The organism is Brevibacterium sp. 'Marine' (assembly GCF_012844365.1).
Taxonomy (GTDB): Bacteria; Actinomycetota; Actinomycetes; order Actinomycetales; family Brevibacteriaceae; genus Brevibacterium.
In genome coordinates, this window is the sequence record NZ_CP051626.1 from 3,565,552 (window position 1) to 3,586,697 (window position 21,146).

Sequence of the window (21,146 nt, forward strand, 5' to 3'; positions counted from 1 at the left end):
CCTGTCAGATCCAGATGACCCGGTCCTGGCCGCTGAGTTTCCCACCGGCACCGAGGTGACCGAGCGTGAGTGCCCCATCCAACGGTCCGCCTACGGGCTCGACGATGGTGATGGTCGGATCCAGTCGTGCGGCTTCGGTGCGGAATCCCTCGACGAGGTGATCGCCCGCGGCCGCGACTCCCCCGGTGAGAGCGATGCGGGTCGCGGAGTTGGAAGTGGGAAAGGCCTCGGTGGCTACCGTTGACGAGTCAGTGTCAGTTCGCACGGAACGAGCTGCGGCGAGCGCGCTGCGGGCCGCTTCCTGACCAGCTTCGCGGAGCAGGTCGGCCGAGGCTGTGTCGCCGGCTCGAGCAGTCTCGCCGATGTCGATGGTGAATTCGGCAAGCAGTCCTGCCCGGTCATTGCGCGTATAGAACTGTCCCGGCCAGGAGGCCGGTGGTCCGAAGCGTCGGGTGGCTGCCTCGAGCAAAGCACGGCCGTGTTCGTCGACACCGTCATGTGTGCGCAGGGCGAGTTCGAGACCATGACGTCCCAGCCATGCTCCTCCCCCGCGGTCGCCGAAGAGGTGTCCCCAGCCATCGGCTCGTGCCCATTCGGCCGACCAGTGGCCGGCATCGTCCGGACCCGGATGGGCGATGGCGATCGCTCCGGTGCCGAGCACGGTGATCGCTCCTCCGGTCCCACCGAGGGCACCGAGGTGGGCGGTCACGGCATCGATGGCGGCGACGGCCGGCACTCCGAACTCGGAAGAGATTTCGGCGAGAATCTCGGCAGGATCCTCGGCAAGAGAAGCGATGCCGGACGCACCGATGCCGATGCCGCCCACCTCGGAGAAACGGTCCGGCCAGGTTTCATCCGCCGTTCTCACGAGGTCCCGGACGACATGCAGGACGGTACTGCCGCCCGGCCCGATCTCGATGCGCGGTCCGGCGATCTGGTCGACGATGCGTGGGACGAAGCCCGCGCCGTCAGCGATGCCCGGTCCGCCAACGGCACTGCCACGATGGTCAGCAGCATCGCCGACGTCACCAAGTGCGGCGCGGCTGCCGGTGCCGCCGATGTCGATGCCGAGGATCAGGCTCATGCGCCCACGGTACCCGGCCCAGGGTTGTCCTGACCGGAATCGTCCGACCCGGAGCCGGATCCAGCATCGGACGATGAGCCCGTCCGGACGAGCTCGGCGATCGCGGCCCTGACGGATCCGTCATGGGACTCCAGGGTCGAGGATGCCAGGGCGGGGGCCGCCTCGGTGAAGGAGACGACGATGGCGGTCTTGAGATCGCCGTCGCAGCGCTCGAGCAGGGCCCTGGCGTCGGCATCGGTGAGGTCCGCGGCCTCGCGAAGGATGCGCACGGTGCGTTCGCGCAGCTTCGCGTTCGTCGCAACGACCGAGACCATGAGGTTGTCCCAGGTCCGGCCGAGAGCGACCATGAGCGCGGTCGAGAACCCGTTGAGGGTGAGCTTCTGGGCGGTGCCGGCCTTGAGCCTGGTCGATCCGGTGATCACCTCGGGGCCGGTGTCGAGGACGATGTGGTCATCGGCCGTCTCGGCCAGAGAGGCGTGCGGGTTGTTCGAGATGAGCACGGCGTGAGCGCCGTTGGCCCGCGCCGCGTCGAGCGCCCCGCCGACGTACGGGGTCGACCCGCTCGCGGCGATGCCGATGGCCACATCGTCGGGTCCGAGCTCCGCACCGGCCGCGGATCCGTCGGCCCCGGAGTCCTCGGCGTTCTCCACCGCGTTGACCAATGCCGCCTGGCCGCCGGCGATGTGCCCGATGACCCGGCCCGGTTCGAGGTTGAACGTCGGTAAGAGTTCGCTCGCATCGAGGACGCCCAACCTCCCCGAGGTGCCTGCGCCGAAGTAGTGGACGCGGCCGCCTCGGCGCATGCGTTCTGCCGCGATGTCGACGAGTTCGGCCAGCTGCGGCAGGGCTGCGGCGACCGCGTCGATGACGGCGTGGTCCTCGGCGTTGAGGACTCGCAGCACCCCAAGGGTGTCGAGGTCGTCGAGTCCGGAGCTCGCCGGATTGCGCTGCTCGGTCGGTGAGAGTGGGCGCTGGGAGGAGGTCATGGACGGGGACTTCCTTCCGCCTCGGCGAGGATCGGGTCTTCGACGACCTTCGTCTTGTGGCGCAGACCGAGCAGGCCGCCGACGATGAAGGTGACGATGACGCCGAGCAGCGGGTACCACTGCCAGGCGACCCACACCTCACCGGTGACGTACTTCTCCATGACGAAGAAGAACGCGTTGACGGCCACGGCCAGGGCGAACGCGATGTTCGCATCCAGCGCCCGGGCCCGCTTGTTGACGATGCCGAAGACGAACGCCCCGAGCAGACCGCCGTACGTGATGCCCGCGATTCCGAGTGCGAGGATGACGATATTGCCGGAGTCGGACTCGAAGATCGTCGCCGGCAGGATGAACGCGATGCCCCAGCCGATCGTCGCCCAACGTCCGACCTTGAAGCCCTGTTCGTCGGTCATCGGCGTGCGCTTGAGTCTCGCGTAGACGTCGTTGACCGTCGACGACGACAGCGCCGACAGGGACGAGGACAGGGTCGACATCGCCGCGGCGAGGATACCGGCCAACAGCAGACCGGAGATACCGGCGGGCAGGCCCTCGATGATGAAGTGCGGGAAGATCTCGTCGTCACGGGTCAGGCCGAGATCGGCCGGCAGCGCGCGATCGTAGTAGGCCCACAGCGCCAGTCCGACGAGCAGGAAGATCGCGAACTGGACGACCACGACGAATCCGGAAGTGATGAGCGCCTTCTGCGCCTCGACCTTCGATCGGCAGGACAGGAGTCGCTGGACGATGAGCTGATCGGAACCGTGTGAGGCCATCGCGAACACCGCGCCACCGAGCAGGGAGGGGATGAACGAGTTCGCCGCGTTGATCGGATTGCCCTCGAAGACGAAGATGTTCGTCTTCCCGGCCTCGACCGCCTCGGCGAACCAGCCGCCTCCGACCGAGGCGGAGATGATGATGATCGCGAGGATCCCGCCGAGGACGTAGAGGATCATCTGTGCCACATCGACCCAGATGACGGCCTTGATGCCGCCGATGAACGTGTAGACGATCGTGACCAGGGAGAGGACGACGATGATGACGAAGTAGTTCGTGTGCACGCCGAGCCCGTCGAGGATGACCTTGAGCGGGATGGCCGCGGCGAGCACGCGGATGCCGTCGGCGAGCAGTCGGGTGAAGAGGAAGGTCACGCCGGCCGTGGTCTGCGTCGACTGGCCGAAGCGTTTGCCCAGGTAGGCATAGGCGGTGATCATCTCACCGTCGTAGTAGCGCGGCAGCATGAAGTAGGCGACGATGACGCGGCCGAGGATGTAGCCCAGCCCCAGCTGCAGGTAGTTGAGGTCGCCGAGGTAGCTCATGACGGGGATGCCGATGACGGTCAGAGCGCTCGTCTCGGTGGCGACGACGGACAGGCAGACGGCCCACCACGGCAGGTCGCGCCCGCCGAGGAAGTAGCCCTTGAGGCTGCTCTGCTTGCCGCTCAGTGCCAGTCCCAGCCACGCCGTTGCGACGAGATAGGCGATGATCACCAGGAGGTCGATGATCTGCATTGGTCTCTCCTTGTTGGGGGTGTGGAGTGTGTCGGGTTGATTTGGTCAGTCGTGGTCGGTGTGCCGGTGAGATCGCGCGGGCGGTGCCTGCCGCGGTTCAGTCGGTCAGTCTCAGCCGAGCGGGTCGTCGGTGGAGGGGTTCGGGCAGCCGCAGCGGTCCGTCACCGGGGGTGAACCGACCCGCGATGCGCGGTCCGATCGCTCCGGTCAGGCTGGGCTGTGTGCCGTCGAGCCCGTGCCAGCTCAGCCATCCGAGGAGTGCCATGAGCAGGGCTTCCTTGCTGCCTTCGGGCAGCCCGAAAGCAGCGTCCGTGCTCGTGAGGGTGACACCGTCACCCAATTCCTCGCCGAGGCGGCGCATCAGCTCCGGATTCCTCGTCCCACCTCCCGAGGCGATGACGGTGGTGACGTTGTGGTCTCGGACCGCCTCGGCGATGGTGCGCGCGGTCAGCGCGGTGACCGTGGCGATCTGATCATGCTCGCCGAGGTGGGGGTGGGCTTCGAGGAATGAGTCGAGGTAGGCGGCGTGGAAGAGTTCCTTGCCCGTCGATTTCGGGGCGGGGCGTGCGTAGAAGGGTTCGGTGAGGAGCGCGGCGAGCAGATCCTCGTCGACGGTGCCTGCAGCGGCGAGCGCACCGTCGCGGTCATAGCTCTGCCGGCCGTCGGTGATGCGGCGGGCGAGGATGTCGATGAGGGCGTTGGCCGGGCCTGTGTCGAAGGCAATGGGATCCTGGCCGGGAGTGATGACGGTGATGTTCGCGATTCCGCCGAGGTTGAGCACCGCGGTCGGAGCCTCGGCGTCGGAGAGCAGGAGGGAGTCGAGCAGCCCGACGAGCGGGGCGCCCTGTCCCCCAGCGGCGACGTCACGGGAACGGACGTCGGAGAGCACGGGCACGCCGAGTCGTTCTGCGATGAAGGCCGGCTGCCCGAGCTGGAGGGTCGACGTGACGTGTCCGTCGGTGATGTCGTGGCGGACCGTCTGACCGTGGCTGACGATGAGGTCGGGAGTCAGGTCGTGGTCGGCGCAGAGTTCGGACAGGGCGTCGGCGGAGAACCGTCCGAGTCGAGCGTCGACGCTGCTGACCAGCGACAACGGCAGCTCTGCCGGTTCGAGAAGGCGAAGGATGTCGGCGGAGAGCCGGTCGTCGAATGGGGTTTCGCGTTCGGCGAGGATCCGCACGGTCAGGGTGGTGGGGTCGGCGCCGACGAGGTCGAAGATGGGGGTGGGTTCCGTGTCGTTGACGGGGTCGGGCCGGAATTCGGCGATGACGAGGTCGAGGCCGTCGGCGGAGGTTCCGGTCATGAGTCCGGCGATGATCATGGCTGCGCTCCTCCTGTGTGGTCGGGAACGGCGGTGGGAGCGGTGCCGGTTGGGACGGTGTCGGTGGGAACGGCTTGGGCTGCGGCCGGGGCGGGGACGGTGAGTTCGGTGCGGACCTTGTAACGGTCGCCTCTGTAGACGGAGCGGACGAACTCGAAGGGGCGGTCATCGGCTCCGCGGGAGATGCGTTCGAACAGCAGCGCCGGTGACAGCTCTTCGACGCCGAGGTGCTTCGCCTCAGCGGCGTCGAGGAGGGTCGGTTCGATCGTCTGCACACTGTGGTTGAGACGGATGCCGAAGATCCGGCGCAGCAGTTCGTAGAAGGACTGGTCCTCGAGGTCGTCGGCGCTCAGCCCCGGCACGAGAACCGAGGGGACATGGAGTTCTTCGAGGGCGATCGGTTCGTCGTCGGCCAGGCGCAGGCGCAGGATCGCGATGACCTCGTCGCCTTCAGCGATGTGGAGTCGGCGAGCGACGTGCGCGCCCGCCTCGGCGGTGTCGAAGCTGAGGATATGGGACCCGGGACGCATTCCGCGGGCGAGCATGTCCTCGGTGAAGGAGCTCGCCGCAAGCGGTTGGTCGAGTTTCGGACCGAGTGCGAAGACTCCCGTGCCGTGACGCCTGCGGACCATGCCTTTGGCGACGAGTTCGTCGATGGCGCGGCGCAGGGTCATCCGCGAGATGCCGAGAGTCTCGGCGAGCTGTCGTTCCGGAGGAAACTGCTCACCGGCGGCCATGCTCTCGAGGCGGTCGAGGAGCTGGTCGCGGATGGCGTGGAATTTCGTCACACCACCATTGAGGCACAGGACACACCACTAAATCAAGACCAGTGGTCTATTTTGTGCCGCCCGGCCCTGTCGGATCGGTGGAGGTCGGGCAGGCGGTCAAACGAAGAGCAGTGAAAGCAGGAAGGCGAAGATCAGTCCGAAGACGCTGACGAGGGTCTGGACCATCATGTGGGTCTTCGTCGCCTGACCGATCGTCATGCCGAAGCTCTCCTTGACGAACCAGAATCCCGCATGGTTGACCCAGTTCAGACCGATCGATCCCGAGCCGATCGCAATGACGACCAGCGACACGTAGGCCCCGGAGTGATCACCGATGAGAGGGGCGACGATGCCGGTGGCCGAGGTGATTCCCACGGTCGCCGATCCGGTGGCGAACGACAGCAGGATGCCGATGAACCAGCCGAGCAGGATGAGGTTCATCTCCAGATGAGAGGTCGCGCCGACGACGGCGTCGCCGATGCCCGAGTCCCCCAGCACCTCGTTGAAGGCACCGCCGCCGCCGATGATGAGGATGACTCCGGCGATCGACTTGAGGCTGTCGCCGAAGGAGCTGCGGATCCGCTCGCCGCCCATCCCCGAGGTCCACCCGAGCGCGATCGCGGCGAAGACGACTCCGGCCAGCATGGCGATGATCGGGTTGCCGACCACCTCGGCGATGGGTTCGAACGAGGACTCCGGCGCCACGAGCTGGACCACGGTGTGCACGAGCATGAGGACGACGGGGACGAGGACGGTGACGAAGGCGAGCCAGACGGGGATCGTTCGCAGTTCCTTCTGGTCCGCCTCGGCGCGGGCCCCGGTGTATTGGTCGATGAGATCGGCAGTCGGTTCGAGTTTGACCCGTGGGGCGATCCAGCGGGCGTAGACCGGGCCGGCGAGGATGACGGTGGGAATCGCACAGATGAGCCCGAGGCCGATGGTCATTCCGACATTCGCGTCGAGCCCGGACACGGCAATGAGCGGACCCGGGTGCGGCGGAACCATGCCGTGGAGGCAGGCGAGCGCGGCGATCGCGGGAACGAGGATCCGCAGGTACCACAGCTTCTTCTGCCCGGTCTTCTGCTCCAGCTGCGAGGCGACCGCGTAGATGACCGGAATGAGGACGACGAGACCGACCTCGAAGAACATCGGAATGCCGATGATGAAGGCGACACCCGTCATGATCCACGGCGCGGCCTTCGGCGAGGAGTGCTCGATGACGAGGTTCGCGATCCGCTGGATGGCACCGCTGTCGGCCAGAAGCCGTCCGAGCATCGCTCCGAGGGCGACGACGACGCCGGTCTCGCCGAGGGTGTCGCCGGCTCCAGCGGCGATCGTCTCAGGGATCTTGCCGATCTCCTCACCGGCGGCCAGGGCCGTCACGGCGGAGGTGATGAGGAGAGCGAGGAACGGATGCAGCTTCGTCTTCCAGTTGATGAGGAAGATGAGAAGCGCGATCGACGCGAAGAGAAGCGTCACGAGGTATGCGGTTGAGCCAATCACCGGGGCAACGTTACGCCCCTGCCTGCAGGATCCGGGAACGAGGGGTTCACGCGGGACGGAGAAGCCCCTAGCATGAAGCCATGACTGCATATACCGGACAGAATCTGCTCGACGCACTCGACTCCCACGGGCTCGGCGACTGGCAGGGGCTGCCGGACTGCATCGGCGCCCGTTTCCTCACCGGCGACTTCGCGACCGGACTCGACTTCGTCGCCCGCATCGGTGCAGCCGCCGAGGAGGCCGGCCACCATCCCGATGTGACCCTGACGTTCCCGCACGTCGACATCAGGTTGACCAGCCACGACACCGGTGCCGTGACCGAACGCGACCTCAACCTCGCCGGGCAGATCAGCGAGCTGGCCGCCTCAACGGGCGTGAAGGCGGACCCGACCATCCCGGCACTTCTCGAACTCGGCCTCGACACCGCGAATCAGGAGGCCATCGCCCCGTTCTGGGCGGCCCTGCTGACCGGGGATGCGAGCAACGTCTCCGGACCCGACGTCGTCGATCCTGCCGGCCAGATGCCGCTGCTGTGGTTCCAGGACTGCGAAGAACATGAGGTTCCGCACCAGCGTCTGCACGTCGACGTCTCCGTGCCGGCCGCAGTCGCCGCGGATCGCATCAAGGCCGCGGTCGACGCCGGAGGCACGATCGTCGACGAGTCTCACGCACCGTCATTCACCGTCCTTGCCGATGCCGACGGCAATCGCGCCTGCGTGTGCACGTTGGCCGCACGCCCGTAAGCTGGGACCCGACCTCTTCCACTCACTCCAGGGAGTCCGTGTGTACCTAGCCGCCGAAAACCGCTACGACTCGATGACCTATCGCCCGGTCGGCCGATCCGGACTCGTCCTGCCCGCCTTGTCGCTGGGACTGTGGCACAACTTCGGCGACGACGTCGCATTCCAGAACCAGCGCGACATCGTCCGGCGGGCATTCGATATGGGCATCACGCACTTCGACCTGGCGAACAACTACGGACCTCCCCCGGGCTCGGCCGAGATCAACTTCGGTCGGCTGCTGCGCGAAGACCTCCACCCCTACCGCGATGAGCTCATCATCTCGACGAAGGCCGGCTGGAACATGCACCCCGGCCCCTATGGCGGCCCCGGCGGCAGCCGCAAATACCTTCTGGCCAGCCTCGATGCGTCCCTGCGTCGTCTCGGCCTCGATTATGTCGACATCTTCTACTCCCACCGCCCCGATGCTTCGACCCCGCTTGAGGAGACCATCGGCGCACTCGACACCGCCGTGCGATCGGGTCGAGCCCTCTACGCCGGCATCTCTTCGTACTCGGCCGCCGATACGGCCCAGGCCTCGCAGATCGCCCGCGACCTGGGCACTCCCCTGCTCATCCACCAGCCGTCGTACTCGATGTTCAACCGGTGGATCGAAGACGATGGGCTCCTCGACACCACCGCTGACGAGGGGCTCGGCGTCATCTGCTTCTCCCCGCTCGCCCAGGGCCTCCTCACGGACAAGTACCTCGGCGGAGTGCCCGAAGATTCGCGGGCGGGCAAGGCGAAGCCATCGTTCAAGGACGGGTTCCTGAACGCCGACAACCTCGCCCGGATCCGGTCACTGGGCGACATCGCTTCCGCCCGCGGCCAGTCGCTGGCACAGCTCGCCCTGGCCTGGGCGCTGCGGGATGAGCGAGTGTCCTCGCTGGTCATCGGGGCCAGCCGCGTCGATCAGCTCGAGCACAATGTCGCGGCTCTCGACGCGGCACCATTGAGCGATGAAGAGCTCACGGCAATCGACGAATTCGCCGTCGACTCCGGTGTCGACATCTGGGGAGACGCGCGCCGCAGCACCGCGGAGTGAGGTCGGCGGGCCGCCGCAAGGCTCAAGTGTCGCACTCTCACATTGCGTGCGCCGCCTCGATCAGCCACCCGATCCGGTCGATCCAGGCAGGCCGGAAAGCGTAGACGCAGGCGAGCCGAATAAGGGTGGCTCGTTCGTACACGCTCACCCTGGCGGGGTCGATCCCTGATGCCGGCACGACCAGGGCGATCTCATCGATGACCACGGCCGCCTCGGCGGGGGTCCACAGTCCCTGCTCGGTGCGCCACCGGGCATGTGCGCGGAGGTTGCCAAGGTCGAGTGCCCGTTCGCCCCGGCTCGCCGTATCGACGTCGAGCAGTCCCGGTCCGGAGATCGGATCCCACATGATCTGTTTATCGTGCAGATCCCGGTGGATGAGTCCGATCGATCCGTCCCTCGCCGAGGCGGTCCCGTCGTCGAGTGAGATCGTGACCTCTGTGATGAGTTCGTCCACGTCGGCGAGCAGAGTCTCCCCTCGCACACTCCGCGCGGTCTCGAGCAGGGGACGGGCGCGTTCACGCCATGTTCGGAGCACTTCGACCTCGTCCGCGGCCCCATGAAACGGCATCGCGGTCGGCATTTCCGGCGCAGCCGCTGCCACGGTACTGGTCGGATGTGCCTCTGCCTGAGCCCAGGCGTCGAGGGACTCGGCCCAGGCGCGTGACCACTCCGCTCCGAGCCTCGCAGGGTCGTGGAGTTCGACTCCGGGCACCACGCTGAGCACGACGGTCGAGGAGTCCGAACTGAGCACCTGCGGGAGGGCGAAACCGGGAAGGAACCCGATCGCTCGACGCTGTCCCGCGATGACGTCGGAGGCCTTTCCGTCGCGCACGCATTTGGCGAAACTGCCGTCGGGCAGGCGGACGACGGCGCGTTTGCCCGGCCGGTGGGAGACCAGCCGGCCTCCGTCTGCGAGCAGCCTGGCGAGTCCCGGCAGCTTCGGGTCACGGCCCGCGTCGAGGACCCGCACCCCGTGTTCGTCGAGATAGCCGACCCGAATCCCCTGGCCAGGGAGCGATGCCTCCCACGCGATTCGACTGTCTCCTGCGGGCCAGGCTCGGCGCACGTTCCAGTCCTGTCCGCCGATCGTGACTGCGTCGGGGATGTGCAGGGCCGCGCCCCACTTCGGCGCAGACTGTTCCGTCACGATCTGTTTCGTCGCGCCCTGCTTCGGCACGGTCATGGTGCGACCTCCGTCGTCGGGGCGTTCTCTTCCAGAGCGGAGCCCGCGAGGTCGATGATCCGCATCGTCTCGTCCCTCCAGGTCTCGGAGCAGCTGCGCCAGGGTTCGAGCGCGGCCACGAGGATCGCCCACGCCGTCCATGCGCCCAGGTCGGTCTCCGCGCCGCCGGCGGAACGGTAGCCGTCCATGAAGGGGTGCTCGAGCTCGTGCAACCGGGAATCGGCGCGGCAGGCCGCGATCCATCGCCCCAGATCCATCCCGATCGGCCCGTACCCCGACCGGTCGAGGTCGATGATCCGGCACTCGGAATTCGCCAGAAGCACCTGGTCGGGGCTGAGGTCCCCGTGGATCTCCCGCAGTTCCCGCTTCGGGCCGAGGCGTCGGCTCAGTTCGGAGAGCAGTCCGGCGATGTCAGTCTCTCGTTCTGGGAGCAGACGAACCAGCGACCGGCTGGTGGTCTCGAGTTGGTCGAGCGGAGAGTCGAGAGCGCGGTTCGCCTCCGCCGAATCGCCTACACTCTCCGCCGGTTCTCCGCCGTTGTCAGACACACCGCCTCTGTGCAGTTCGGCGATGATCACGCCGACCTCCTCGGCGACATTCGGATCCGGTCGATCGTGCAGATCACCGGTCCCCCACCACGGCGAACGTGTGGCGGTGTCACGTCCTCCGACGAACTCGACCGGCAGGCTGGGAAGCTCCGCGCGCTGCCAACGGTCGGCCGCCTCGGCGAGGTGGATCTGGGAGTCGGCGGCGATCCGCACGAATTCCGGCGCCCCATCGGCCGGGGTGTGCTTGAGCAGCAGCCGCCTGGCGGGGTTGTATCCGGTGATCCGCAGATCCCCGCCGAGGTGGTCGAGTGTCCGTGCGACATGCTTGCCGATCCTGGGGTCGGCCAACACACCGCCGGTGACCAGCACGGCACCGGTCGCACCTGCCGAACGCGGGTCGGCAGCCTCGTGGACGATCAGCTCCTGCCCGTGCCGAGCGGCCCGCCGCCGAGCGTTGGCGAGCTTTTCCGGGCTCGTCAACACCGCGGTGAATCCCCAACCATCGAATTCGCCGAGGCGGCTGGGTTCCTCTCGCTGCCATGCGACGATGGCGCTCTTCCCCGGTTTGACGCGGATACGCCGGGGCCGGACCGCAAAACCGAGGCGTCGGGAGAGCTCGTCTGCCGATCGCAGTTCGTCGACATAGGGCAACAGGGAGTATCTCGTGTCCACGAGGTCGTGCACAGGGTCGGACATTGCTGCGGTCATGATGAGGCTCCTGCATAGGTGGGGGCGCTGCCGACGGTGGGCGGTTCGGACGGACGTGGTCCCGCGACCGTGGACGGCTCCGCCCCCACTGTTTGCCCCGGCACGTTGTCGGCTTCGTCGGCCTGCGAACGGATCCACCGGGAGAAGCGCGAGTCCGCAGCTGCGGCCAGCTCGCTCGGTGTTCCGTCCTCGACGATCCGCCCGTCCTCGAGCCACACCACGCGGTCGAGTCCGCGGATCATCGCCACGTCGTGGCTGATGACGATGCTCGTGCGGCCCTGTGTCAGCGCGGACACTGAGTCGGCCACCTCGGCGCGGGTCTGCGGATCGAGTCCTGTCGTCGCTTCGTCGAAGACGACGACCGGGGCGTCGCGGACGAGGGCGCGAGCGATGGCCAGCCGCTGCCGTTGCCCACCCGAAAGCGTGTCCCCGCGGTTGCCGAGCTCGGTGTCGTAGCCGTCGGGGAGGGAGCGGATGAACTCATCGGCACGGGCCGCACGGGCGGCGGCGACCACCTCGGCGTCGGTGGCATCGAGCCGACCGTAGCGAATGTTCTCGCGCACGCTCGCGGCGAAGAGCACGGACTCCTGGAGGAGGACGGACACGTTCTGCCGCAGGGAGGCGCGGGTGACGTTGTGGGTGTCGTAGCCGTCGAGGTAGATCGAACCGGAGTCCGGTTGAGACAGCCGCAGCAGGTAGCTCATGAGGGTCGATTTGCCGGCCCCGGAGGCACCGAGGATGCCGATCTTCTGTCCAGCCGGAATGAGCAGATCGAGCTCATCGAACAGTGGCCTGCCGTGCCCATCGGTCGAGGTGATGCGGTTGAAGACGACGTCACCGCAGACCGGGCCCATGGACACGGCATCGGGGGCGTCGGCGATCTCGACGGGTTCGTCGAGAAGGTCGGCGATCCGCTCCCCCGAGGCGGCCGCGCGGGCGATCCGGCCGGTGTATTTGGCCATGTCCCGCAGCGGCTTCATCGCGATCTTGAGGTAGAGGAGGAAGAGGACGAGGTCGCCCGGGGACATCGCCCCGCGCAGCACCTGCCACCCGCCGAAGGCGAGAACGAGGGCCTGCGAGATGCCGACGAGGACATCCGTGGAGCGTTCGAGCCCGGCGGCCAGACGGCGTGCCCGCACCCCAGCTTTGAGTGCGCGTTCGTTGCCGTCGGCGAAGTCGCGGGCCACGGTCTTCTCGAGTCCGTAGGCCTGGACGACGCGGATGGCACCGAGCGCCTCGGCGGCGGATCCGACGAGTCGGCCCTCGCCCTTGCGGGTGGACCGGGAGGCCTTCGTGATCTTAGGGGTCGCCGCCTTCGACAGCAGTCCGTAGACCGCCGCCGTGACGAGCACGATGGCGCTGAGCACGGGATCGAGGATGACCATGACGACGACGAGCACGACGAGGGTGATGACATTGCCGACCAGCGGCAGGCCCGCGGTGACGGCGACCTCCTGCAGCCGTCCGATGTCACCGACGAGTCGCTGTGAGGTGTCTCCGATCGAGGCCTTCGAGTGGTAGCGCAGCGACAGTGACTGGACGTGGTCGAACACGCGTGAGCGCAGTTGGGTGGCCACACGTGCGCCGACGAGGGCGAAGCAGATCGTCGAGGCGTAGTTCGCCGCGGCCCGTCCGCCGACGATGACGGCCAGGCCGATGGCGACGACCGCGAGCGTCGTGCCGACTCCGGCGTCGAGACCGAACGTGGGGGCGATCTGGGCGCCCAGGGCCGCGGTGACGGCGTCGACGGCGATCTTGATCGGCCAGGGTTCGAGGATGCGGAAGACGACGTCGGCCAGCAGTGCGGCCATCCCGCCGATGATCAGCCACGTGTGCCGGCGCAGGTGCGGACGGATGATCCGCAGGGTCCGCCGCAGCGCCGAGGCCGTGAGCTTCTTGCCTATCATGAGATCACCGCCGAGGCGGGGTACCGTCCTGACACCGGCATCCTCTTGTCGATGGGGGCGGCACCGGCATCGACGGCGGCGGTTTCTCCGGCGGCTGTGTCGCCGGCGATTACCGTCACCGGCGCGAGAATCTGTTGGCACCGGCGGGACCAGGAATGGCTGGTCAGGGCCTCTGCGCGGGCGCGTGCTCCCATCGTCGTGCGCAGTTCGGCGTCGTCGATGAGTCTCTGCAGTGCGCGGGTGAGATCAGCGGTGTCGGCCGGGTCGGTGAGGATCGCGGCTCCGGTTCCTGCGAGCACGCCGGGGATCGCACCGACGCTCGAGGCAACGACGGGCAGTCCGGCGGCCAGGTATTCGTAGACCTTGAGTGGCGAGAAGTAGTTCTCGCCCGCCGGGTACGGGGCGACCGCGATATCGAATTCTCGCAGCCCCACCGGCACGGCTTCGGGGGCGATGGCACCGTGGAAGTGCACACGTCCGTCCAACCCGAGCTTACGCACCTGGTTCTCGAGCGCCTCGGATTCGGGGCCGTGGCCGACGATGTCGACTCGGAAGTCCCCGACCAGTCCGGCGCAGGCGGCGATGAGCCGATCCGTGCCGTGCCAGGGTTTGAGCGTGCCGACGAACCCGATCCGCACCGGACCGCGGTCCTCCGGGCCCCCATCACCGAGGCGGTCCTCCCGTAGCGCGTCACCGCTGGGTGCCCTGGTTCCTTCCCCACCGAGGCGGCCGTGATCTGACCGTGGGGTGATGCGTTGCGTGTTCACTCCGTTGGGGACGACGCTGACGTCGTCGAGGCCGGGATAGTCAGTGCGGACCCAGTCGGCGACGAGTTCGCTCACGCACACGATGCGTGCGGCTCCGGCAAAACTTGCCGCCGTGGCACGGGCGGCGTGTTCGGCGTGGACGAGTCCGCGGTGGGTCCGCTGTTCGTCGAGCAGAGGCGCATTGACCTCCACGATCAAAGGCACGTCGAGGCGCTGGCTGATCCGGGCACCGGCCGTGGAGAACAGAGAATACCGTTCGTAGACGAGGTCGAACCCCTGCCCCGAGGCGGCCGCCGTGTCCGTGACCAGGTCGGCGAGCATGTCGGAGAGTCGCAGCAGAGCGATCTCACGCTGGGAGCGGTCGAGACCGCGCGGCACCTCGAGCCGGGTGACATCGAGGTCGACGAGGTCGGCGGGCACGTCGTCATCGGTGCGCGTGCAGAAGACGCTGACCTCATGGCCGAGTGCTCGGAAGGTGCGCACGACCTCCTGGACGTGGACGCTGGCACCTTTCGTGCCGAAGACTCCGATGCCGGGGTCGAGGAGGACATAGGCGATTCTCATGACACTGACTCCATTTCACGGACGGCCGGAACGGCAGGGACTGCCCCAGGCACCGCCGCAGCGTCGGCCAGGCGTCCGAGCTGCTCGGCCTGGACGACCGAGTCGTGCATACGGCATACCCGGTCGCGGGCGGCATCGGTGACGGCACGGATACCGGCGGGATCCGTGCGGAGGGCGGCGGCCACCTCGGCGAGGGTGGAGGCGATGTTCGCCTCATCGGTGCCGTCGACGAGCCACCCGGTCCGGCCGTGGTCGATGACCTCGGGCACGGCGGTGACGGCCCCGGCGATGCAGGGAATTCCGGTGGCCATGCCCTCGAGCAGCACGGTCGGCAGGCCGTCGGCGTTGCCGTCGGAGCCGATGACGAACGGGGCGACGAGGACGTCGTGGTCGGTGAGCATGTCGCGGACCTCTGCCTGGGTCAGCGCTCCGTGGAAGGTGACGAGGTCGTCGAGTCCGAGTGTGTGGGACCGGGTCCGCAGCTCCTCCTCGAGGGGGCCGGTGCCCACGAGGTCGAGACGGCAGCTCGTGCCGTCGGCCCGGAGGCGGGCGAGCGCATTGAGGAGATGGGCGAATCCCTTCTTCTCGACGAGGCGGCCGACGGCCAGCAGCGAGGGCACCGCTCCCGTCGCGCCCTGATTGGGCCGGTAGGGGAAGCGATCGATTTCGAGGCCGTTGCGCACGACGACGATCCGGTCGGCCAGCTCGGGGCCGAGCACCCGCGACAGGTAGCGGCGATTGAAATCGCTGATCGCGATGACATGGTCGGCGTCCGCAGCCTTGCGGACCAGATCGGTGAGCACGACATCCTCGTGGAAGATGTCCTTCGCATGCGTGGTGAAGGAGTACGGGATCCCCGTCAGCGCCGAGGCGGCCCGGGCCACGGTCGTCGCCACCGACGCGAAGTGCGCGTGCAGGTGGGTGACCTCGTGGTCGAGGGCCAACCGGGCGAGGGTGAGAGCTTGGATTGCATCATCGTGGCCCAATTCCAGGAGCTCGCCGAGGTGGCCCGGCACTGCTGCGGCCACGCGCGATTCCGAGGCGGCCTCGGCGAAGGTCTGCCAGAAGCTGCGGGCGCTCGAGGGTCGGTCGATGTGGATGACCTCGGCGCGGACGCGGGCGAGTTCGGGGTGGAAGCGGGTGTCCGTGCTCGGGCGCAGGGAGAAGATGACGAGGTCCTCTCCGGCGGCTTCGCGGGCGAGGATCTCGGAGACGATGAAGGTCTCGGAGAACCGCGGGTACATCTTGAGCACATAGGCGCGGCGGCCGGGATGTCTTTCCGTCGGAGCGGTCGTGGTTGCCGGTGGACGCGGTGTCGGCGTGGCCGGCGTCGAAATGGTTGGTGTCTGTTCAGACAGCATGGCTGGTCTCCTCCAGAGCGATGGACAGACGGGCGGACGGTGCTGTGTCGGTCACGGTCGGTGCGGTCGCAGAGATCGGCGGGGCCGCCGTCGTCGGTGCCGGTTCGGATGCGAGTGCCGTTGCCTCGGCGCGGTCATCTGCGATGAGGTCCGCTGCCAGGCGGGGAACGGTGGCCAATCCGGTGAGATCGATATGGGAGCGGTCTGTGGGTCGCCCGACCCGGTCGGCGAACCATTCGCTGAGCACCTCGGCGTCGAGGCGCTCGATCGTCAGAGCGTCGACCGCTCCGGCTGCGGCGAGGGCGAATGCCCGCCTGGGCTGTTCGGCCCGATGACCCTTGCGGGGGACGACAAGCGCGGGGGTATCGGTGGCCATGAGCTCGGCCAGAGTGTTGTAGCCGCCCATGCACACGACCGCCTCGGCGGAGGCGACGAGTCCGGGGATGTCGTCGCAGTGGCGGATGACGGTGGTGGCCCCACCAGCACGTGCACGCAGACGGTCGAACTCCTCGGTGGCCATCTGCGGACCGGTGACGATGAGGTGACGGTGGCCGTCGGGCGGATCGGCGGCGACGGCGATGGAGGCGAGGCTTCCGCCGTCGGATCCCCCGCCGAGGCAGGTGAGGAGGAACCGCTCGGAACCGAACTCTGCCTCCGCGGTGTCGGCTGCTTCGGCACCGACCGGCTGGGCGCTCGCTGCCTCGGCGCCCACTGGCAGTGGGCCGCCGTCATCGGGGCGGCCCTGTGACAGGTAGCCGGTGGTCACGGCCTTGGCCGCGAGCGGAGCCGGCACTTCCCCGGTGGACCGGGGATCGTAGACGTCCGGGTCACCGTAGATCCAGACTGTGTCGAAGGATTCGGCCACGCGTGCGGGCCCTCCGACCTTCTCCCATTCGGCAGCGATGACGGACGGGGTGTCGAGGACTTCGCGTAGGCCGAGGACGGTGCGGCAGCCGTGGCCCCGAACCCGGTCTATGGCCTCGGCGAGTTCGCCGCCGATGCCGAAGGGGTGCCGGTCGACAATGAAGAGCTCGGGCCGCTGCTGATCGAGGATCGCCGAGATCGCCGCCGCCCGCAGTGCCCTCAGCCCCTGCATCGAGGAGGAGAGCGCCCGGGGCACGTAGCCGCCGGCTGTGGGAGTGACTCCGGGCAGGATCACCCAGTCCCACCCATCCGGCAGCTCGAATCGCGCGGCCTCGGGACTGCTGGCGATGAGCAGACCGGAGACCTCACGGCCGGTCAGTGCCGGCAGGTCCCGGGCCAGCGCAAAGGCCAGAGCCCGGTTGCGGCGGATGTGGCCCAGTCCCAGCGAGTCGTGGGAGAACAGTGCGACTCTCAAGCGTCTTCTCATACATCTCAGCTTGTCGGCTGTGCTTAAGATGAAGTTAAGATGCGGATGAGAAAGATCTTAGGTTCAGTCCACGCGGTATCCGAAGCCCCGCACGGTGGTGACGAAATCGGAGCCGAGCTTCTTGCGCAGGTACCCGATATAGACGTCGACGACGTTCGAGCCGGGGTCGAAGTCGAATCCCCACACATGGGAGAGCAGCTGTCCGCGGGAGAGGACGTTGCCGCGGTTGCGCAACAGGATCTCGGCCAGGGACAGTTCCCGAGCGGAGAGCTCGACGAGACGGTCTTTGACCCACACCTGCCTCTTGAGCAGGTCGATGCGCACCTCGTCGCGAACGAGCTCCGTGACCTCCTGCTCCTGCGGACTCTCCTTGAGCCGCAGACGGACCCGAGCCAGCAGTTCCGCGAACCGGAAGGGCTTGATCATATAGTCGACCGCCCCTGACTCGAGAGCGTAGATCGTGTCGTCCGGGTTGTCCCGGGCGGTGAGCACGAGCACCGGCAGTTCGGGTCGTCGCTCGCGCAGATGTCTCAGCACGCTGAATCCGTCGAGTCCGGGCAGACCGATGTCGAGGATGACGAGTGCGAAGTCTCCCGTCAAGGCCAAGTCTCGCCCGGTGAAGCCGTCGGCGGCGGTCTGCGGACCGAATCCGGCGGCGGTCAGCCCCTTCGAGATGAATGCGGAGATCCGTTGTTCGTCCTCGATCACGAGAATGCTCTTCACTTCTGTCCTTTCGGCAGGATCATGCGGAACTGTGCACCGATGGAAACCCGGTCGAGGACGACCGTCCCTCCGTGCGCCTCGGCGATGGCGGAAATAATTGACAACCCCAGCCCGAAGCCGGCCCCGTCGGTCGACCCGCGGCAGAAACGGTCGAAGATGTCCTCGGCGATCTCGTCGGGCACGCCCTTGCCTTCGTCGCGGACCCAGATGTGCACGGATTCGGAGTCGTCGCGGGCACCGAAGACGATCTTCTGACCGTCCTCGGTGTGCTCGACGGCATTGGACGCCAGCTGGAGAAGCGCCTGTGTCAGGCGCTGTCTGTCTCCGTGGAAACTCAGCGTTTCGGGTACCTCGAGGCCCCACTCCCGATCTCCCAGTCCTTTGGCCTTCGCCAGGGAATCGGACACGACCACATTGAGATCCACCTCGGCGAAACGCACGAAATCAGGGCGTCGGGCACGGGCCAGCAGGAGCAGCTCTTCGACGAGGCGGCCCATCCGATCCGTCTCATCGAGCAGCATCGCCCGAGTCTCCTCGACATCGCTGACGTCCTCCGCGTTCATCGTCTCCAGATGACCGCCGAGGATGGTCAGCGGGGTGCGCAGCTCATGCCCGACATCGTCGAGGAACCGCCGCTGAGCTTCGAAAGCCGCCTCGAGACGGTCGAGCATGTCATTGAAGGTGTGCCCGAGTTCGGCAATATCGTCATGGCCCTTCGTCTTCAGGCGACTGCTGAGGTCACCGCCGGAGATCGACTGTGCGGTCCGCCTCAGCTCGGTCACCGGTGACAGCAGCCGTCGCGCCAGTAGTGAGGAGAGACCGGCGATGAGCAGGGTGGCGGCGAGCGCGACGACGACATAGATCTGCATGATCTGCACGAGGTCGGCGTGGCTGGCCGAGACGTTGTGGACGACGACGAAGGCTCCCGCCCCGTTCGTCGCGGCCGTTCCGCCAGCGACTTCGCCGACGCCCTTCGTCCGGGTCGTCGAATCGGTGGGCGCGGTCTGGGTGTCCGTGGTCGTGGCGGCTCCCGCCTCGGCGCCGGTGATGGGCAGGACGAAGCCTTCGTACTCGACGTCGCCGACGGTCAGGCGGATCTCCCCGCCTTTCTCGGCCGCACCGGCCACGGCCTTCTCGAACGCGCTCGAACTGCCGAGGAGGTCCTTCGGTTCGCCCTGATAGAGCACTCTGCCGTCGGTGAGGAAGGCGAAGAGCACCTCGTCCTCGTCCGGCCTGTTCTGGGCGAGGAAATTGCCGAGGATCTCATCGACGGAGGCGAATGGTCTGCCGGTCTGCGGATCGATTCCGTTCTCGGAGAACGTCCGCATCTCGTCGACCTCTTGGGACATCGAGGCAGTGGTCCGGCTGGAGACGTTGTTCGACTCCACGGTGTAGAGGATGAGGCCGACGATGGAGAGTGTGAGTACGGACAGCGCGGCGACGGTGATGGTCAGCCGGTTCTGAACGGTCAGCCCGACGCGACGCTCAGTCGTCATCGTCGTCCCCGTCATCATCGTCGTCCCCGTCATCGTCGTCGTCCCCGTCGTCGCCGTCATCGTCGGCGTCGTCGTCCCCGTCATCATCGTCGTCGGGGACTTCGCGAGGCGGGTTGGGCACCGGTTCGTACGAGTGCTCGATCTCCTGCGGGTCCGCATCTCCGGACTCTCTGCCGTCCGATGTGCGGCCGTCGGTGGCGCTGCCACCGGAGTCAGCCTCGGCAGAGCTGTCGGCGTCTGGATCGGGCTTCGTCGGCTCGGAGGTCTCCGTCGGCTCGGGGGTGACTTCCACCGGGCTGAGATCCGGCGGTTCGGATTGGGCGGTATTGCGCACGATGAGGACGGTCAGCAGTGCGAGCATGATGACGAGACCAGCCACAACCCAGCCGAGGATCTTCGATCGTCCACCCATACCGACCACATTGCCCAAGGCCTGCGGCAAAGTCGAGCCGGAGGCGATGAGAGTCTTCTTAAGCGGGATGTTCGGACGCCTGTGATACCGTAAGCGCCGACCGCCCCGACGACCCGCAGGAGCCCACCGATGAGCGACGATCGCGCGGACCGCGACGAGGCAGAGTCCGGCTCCGAGGCCGAGCCCAAGGAGAATCCGTGGGCGGCGATCAAACCGTGGCAGGGCAAGGCGGCCGGCATCGACAAACTGCTGCTGTTCATCATCATCGGCGTCCCGCTCATCTACCTCGGCCTCATGCCGCTGCGACCGTGGATGCTCGTCCATGCCCCGGTCGTCCAGGAATTCATCAACGGCGCGAAGACCTCGGTCGTCGCTGCCGCCGCCTATGCCCGGGTCGGTGAGATTCCGCTGTGGCTGGTCATCGTCGCAGGCTTCGTCGGCATGGCCAAACTCGATTGGGCGTTCTGGCTGGCAGGTCGCCGCTGGGGTGACGGTGTGCTCCGGCTCTTCGCGCAGAACGGGCGACAGCTCAAACGCATCAACCAGCTGAAGAAGATCCCGAGCTGGGCCCTGTTCCTCATGACGCTGATCGCCCGCTGCCCGGGAATCCCCGGCACGCTCGTCTACCTCGTCGCCGGGTGGACGCGGATGCGTCTGTCGCTGTTCCTCGTCGCCGACCTCCTCGGCTGCCTCCTCTTCACTCTCATCTGGACGTTCCTGGGCTATCAGCTCGGCGAAGCCGCCGTCGACATCCTCAAGGTCATCGACAAATACGCACTGTGGTTGACCTTGGCCCTCATCGTCGGCATCTTCGCCCTCAGCTTCTTCAAGGAATACCGCAAACAGAAGAAAGCCGAAGCCGCAGGCGACACCTCCGAGGACTGACCATTCGCACCCGACCGGAAGCCGCCATCCTCAAGAGACTCTCGGACCAGTATCTGAGAGTCTCGGCCAAAGATTTCTTCGCTGCCGGGCGGGCGTTCCGGGGATTCTGTTTGAACGGTGTTCACGCCGCTTGCGAGATCCTTAGGACGCTCTTCGTCTGAGCAACGAAATCCGAGGGGGAACATCGAGTGATGTTCCCCCTCGGCGATTGCTTGACGGCTAGGTGCTCGAACACGCGAACTTCTAGC

At 67.2% G+C, this 21,146-nt stretch carries 18 protein-coding genes; 3 read left to right on the forward strand and 15 right to left on the reverse strand.

What is annotated here, in order from left to right; genetic code table 11:
* Window positions 1-4 precede the first annotated feature (4 nt).
* The 6 genes from HF684_RS16065 to HF684_RS16090 form a co-directional block, all read right to left on the reverse strand.
* Complete coding sequence (locus tag HF684_RS16065; protein ID WP_169253285.1) at window positions 5-1,084, reverse strand: BadF/BadG/BcrA/BcrD ATPase family protein; 1,080 nt, start codon at window positions 1,082-1,084, stop codon at window positions 5-7.
* Complete coding sequence (gene murQ, locus HF684_RS16070) at window positions 1,081-2,070, reverse strand: N-acetylmuramic acid 6-phosphate etherase (RefSeq protein ID WP_169253286.1); 990 nt, start codon at window positions 2,068-2,070, stop codon at window positions 1,081-1,083. The genes HF684_RS16065 and murQ overlap by 4 nt, the downstream gene beginning before the upstream one ends.
* Window positions 2,067-3,578 (reverse strand): sodium:solute symporter, encoded by a 1,512-nt coding sequence (locus HF684_RS16075; RefSeq protein WP_169253287.1) that lies wholly within the window; start codon window positions 3,576-3,578, stop codon window positions 2,067-2,069. The genes murQ and HF684_RS16075 overlap by 4 nt, the downstream gene beginning before the upstream one ends.
* A 97-nt stretch (window positions 3,579-3,675) precedes the next feature.
* Window positions 3,676-4,899, reverse strand: a complete 1,224-nt coding sequence (locus HF684_RS16080) for an anhydro-N-acetylmuramic acid kinase (RefSeq protein WP_169253288.1) — start codon at window positions 4,897-4,899, stop codon at window positions 3,676-3,678.
* Window positions 4,896-5,687 (reverse strand): GntR family transcriptional regulator, encoded by a 792-nt coding sequence (locus HF684_RS16085; RefSeq protein ID WP_169253289.1) that lies wholly within the window; start codon window positions 5,685-5,687, stop codon window positions 4,896-4,898. Before HF684_RS16085 ends, HF684_RS16080 begins: the two co-directional genes overlap by 4 nt.
* A 96-nt stretch (window positions 5,688-5,783) precedes the next feature.
* Complete coding sequence (locus HF684_RS16090) at window positions 5,784-7,169, reverse strand: gluconate:H+ symporter (RefSeq protein ID WP_248278990.1); 1,386 nt, start codon at window positions 7,167-7,169, stop codon at window positions 5,784-5,786.
* Between the two features lie 80 nt (window positions 7,170-7,249).
* On the opposite strand from HF684_RS16090, the gene HF684_RS16095 reads away from it, so the two are divergent.
* Window positions 7,250-7,912, forward strand: coding sequence for a 4a-hydroxytetrahydrobiopterin dehydratase (locus HF684_RS16095; protein ID WP_169253291.1), 663 nt, complete (start codon window positions 7,250-7,252; stop codon window positions 7,910-7,912).
* Window positions 7,913-7,952: 40 nt separating this feature from the next.
* Window positions 7,953-8,993 (forward strand): L-glyceraldehyde 3-phosphate reductase, encoded by a 1,041-nt coding sequence (gene mgrA, locus HF684_RS16100; protein WP_282433907.1) that lies wholly within the window; start codon window positions 7,953-7,955, stop codon window positions 8,991-8,993.
* A gap of 37 nt (window positions 8,994-9,030) precedes the next feature.
* Here mgrA and HF684_RS16105 read toward each other — a convergent pair whose 3' ends face one another.
* The 9 genes from HF684_RS16105 to HF684_RS16145 form a co-directional block, all read right to left on the reverse strand.
* On the reverse strand, window positions 9,031-10,176 hold the full coding sequence (locus tag HF684_RS16105) for a phosphotransferase (RefSeq protein ID WP_169253293.1): 1,146 nt from the start codon (window positions 10,174-10,176) through the stop codon (window positions 9,031-9,033).
* On the reverse strand, window positions 10,173-11,432 hold the full coding sequence (locus HF684_RS16110) for a phosphotransferase (protein WP_169253294.1): 1,260 nt from the start codon (window positions 11,430-11,432) through the stop codon (window positions 10,173-10,175). Before HF684_RS16110 ends, HF684_RS16105 begins: the two co-directional genes overlap by 4 nt.
* On the reverse strand, window positions 11,429-13,339 hold the full coding sequence (locus HF684_RS16115) for an ABC transporter ATP-binding protein (protein WP_169253295.1): 1,911 nt from the start codon (window positions 13,337-13,339) through the stop codon (window positions 11,429-11,431). The genes HF684_RS16110 and HF684_RS16115 overlap by 4 nt, the downstream gene beginning before the upstream one ends.
* Window positions 13,336-14,670 carry a glycosyltransferase family 4 protein gene (locus tag HF684_RS16120; protein WP_169253296.1) on the reverse strand — a complete coding sequence of 445 codons (1,335 nt, stop codon included), beginning with the start codon at window positions 14,668-14,670 and terminating at the stop codon, window positions 13,336-13,338. Before HF684_RS16120 ends, HF684_RS16115 begins: the two co-directional genes overlap by 4 nt.
* The gene (locus HF684_RS16125; RefSeq protein ID WP_169253297.1) at window positions 14,667-16,031 is read right to left on the reverse strand and encodes a glycosyltransferase family 4 protein; all 1,365 of its coding nucleotides are present in this window, start codon (window positions 16,029-16,031) and stop codon (window positions 14,667-14,669) included. Before HF684_RS16125 ends, HF684_RS16120 begins: the two co-directional genes overlap by 4 nt.
* Entirely contained in the window at window positions 16,021-17,382 is a 1,362-nt protein-coding gene (locus HF684_RS16130) for a glycosyltransferase (protein WP_169253298.1), read from the reverse strand. The genes HF684_RS16125 and HF684_RS16130 overlap by 11 nt, the downstream gene beginning before the upstream one ends.
* A gap of 63 nt (window positions 17,383-17,445) precedes the next feature.
* Window positions 17,446-18,105: a response regulator transcription factor gene (locus HF684_RS16135; RefSeq protein WP_169253299.1), complete on the reverse strand. Its 660-nt coding sequence runs from the start codon at window positions 18,103-18,105 to the stop codon at window positions 17,446-17,448.
* Complete coding sequence (locus HF684_RS16140) at window positions 18,102-19,661, reverse strand: HAMP domain-containing sensor histidine kinase (RefSeq protein WP_169253300.1); 1,560 nt, start codon at window positions 19,659-19,661, stop codon at window positions 18,102-18,104. The genes HF684_RS16135 and HF684_RS16140 overlap by 4 nt, the downstream gene beginning before the upstream one ends.
* Window positions 19,591-20,013 carry a hypothetical protein gene (locus HF684_RS16145; RefSeq protein WP_169253301.1) on the reverse strand — a complete coding sequence of 141 codons (423 nt, stop codon included), beginning with the start codon at window positions 20,011-20,013 and terminating at the stop codon, window positions 19,591-19,593. The genes HF684_RS16140 and HF684_RS16145 overlap by 71 nt, the downstream gene beginning before the upstream one ends.
* Window positions 20,014-20,142: 129 nt before the next feature.
* Here HF684_RS16145 and HF684_RS16150 point away from each other — a divergent pair, with 129 nt between their 5' ends.
* Window positions 20,143-20,898: a DedA family protein gene (locus HF684_RS16150; RefSeq protein WP_169253302.1), complete on the forward strand. Its 756-nt coding sequence runs from the start codon at window positions 20,143-20,145 to the stop codon at window positions 20,896-20,898.
* Window positions 20,899-21,146: the final 248 nt, after the last annotated feature.

Coding starts and splice junctions, on each gene's coding strand:
- HF684_RS16145 (WP_169253301.1), bottom strand. CDS start 20,013: ATGGGTGGACGATCGAAGATCCTCGGCTGGGTTGTGGCTGGTCTCGTC.
- HF684_RS16150 (WP_169253302.1), top strand. CDS start 20,143: ATGAGCGACGATCGCGCGGACCGCGACGAGGCAGAGTCCGGCTCCGAG.
- HF684_RS16110 (WP_169253294.1), bottom strand. CDS start 11,432: ATGACCGCAGCAATGTCCGACCCTGTGCACGACCTCGTGGACACGAGA.
- HF684_RS16120 (WP_169253296.1), bottom strand. CDS start 14,670: ATGAGAATCGCCTATGTCCTCCTCGACCCCGGCATCGGAGTCTTCGGC.
- HF684_RS16065 (WP_169253285.1), bottom strand. CDS start 1,084: ATGAGCCTGATCCTCGGCATCGACATCGGCGGCACCGGCAGCCGCGCC.
- HF684_RS16130 (WP_169253298.1), bottom strand. CDS start 17,382: ATGAGAAGACGCTTGAGAGTCGCACTGTTCTCCCACGACTCGCTGGGA.
- HF684_RS16095 (WP_169253291.1), top strand. CDS start 7,250: ATGACTGCATATACCGGACAGAATCTGCTCGACGCACTCGACTCCCAC.
- HF684_RS16105 (WP_169253293.1), bottom strand. CDS start 10,176: ATGACCGTGCCGAAGCAGGGCGCGACGAAACAGATCGTGACGGAACAG.
- HF684_RS16080 (WP_169253288.1), bottom strand. CDS start 4,899: ATGATCATCGCCGGACTCATGACCGGAACCTCCGCCGACGGCCTCGAC.
- murQ (WP_169253286.1), bottom strand. CDS start 2,070: ATGACCTCCTCCCAGCGCCCACTCTCACCGACCGAGCAGCGCAATCCG.
- HF684_RS16115 (WP_169253295.1), bottom strand. CDS start 13,339: ATGATAGGCAAGAAGCTCACGGCCTCGGCGCTGCGGCGGACCCTGCGG.
- HF684_RS16140 (WP_169253300.1), bottom strand. CDS start 19,661: ATGACGGCGACGACGGGGACGACGACGATGACGGGGACGACGATGATG.
- HF684_RS16075 (WP_169253287.1), bottom strand. CDS start 3,578: ATGCAGATCATCGACCTCCTGGTGATCATCGCCTATCTCGTCGCAACG.
- HF684_RS16125 (WP_169253297.1), bottom strand. CDS start 16,031: ATGCTGTCTGAACAGACACCAACCATTTCGACGCCGGCCACGCCGACA.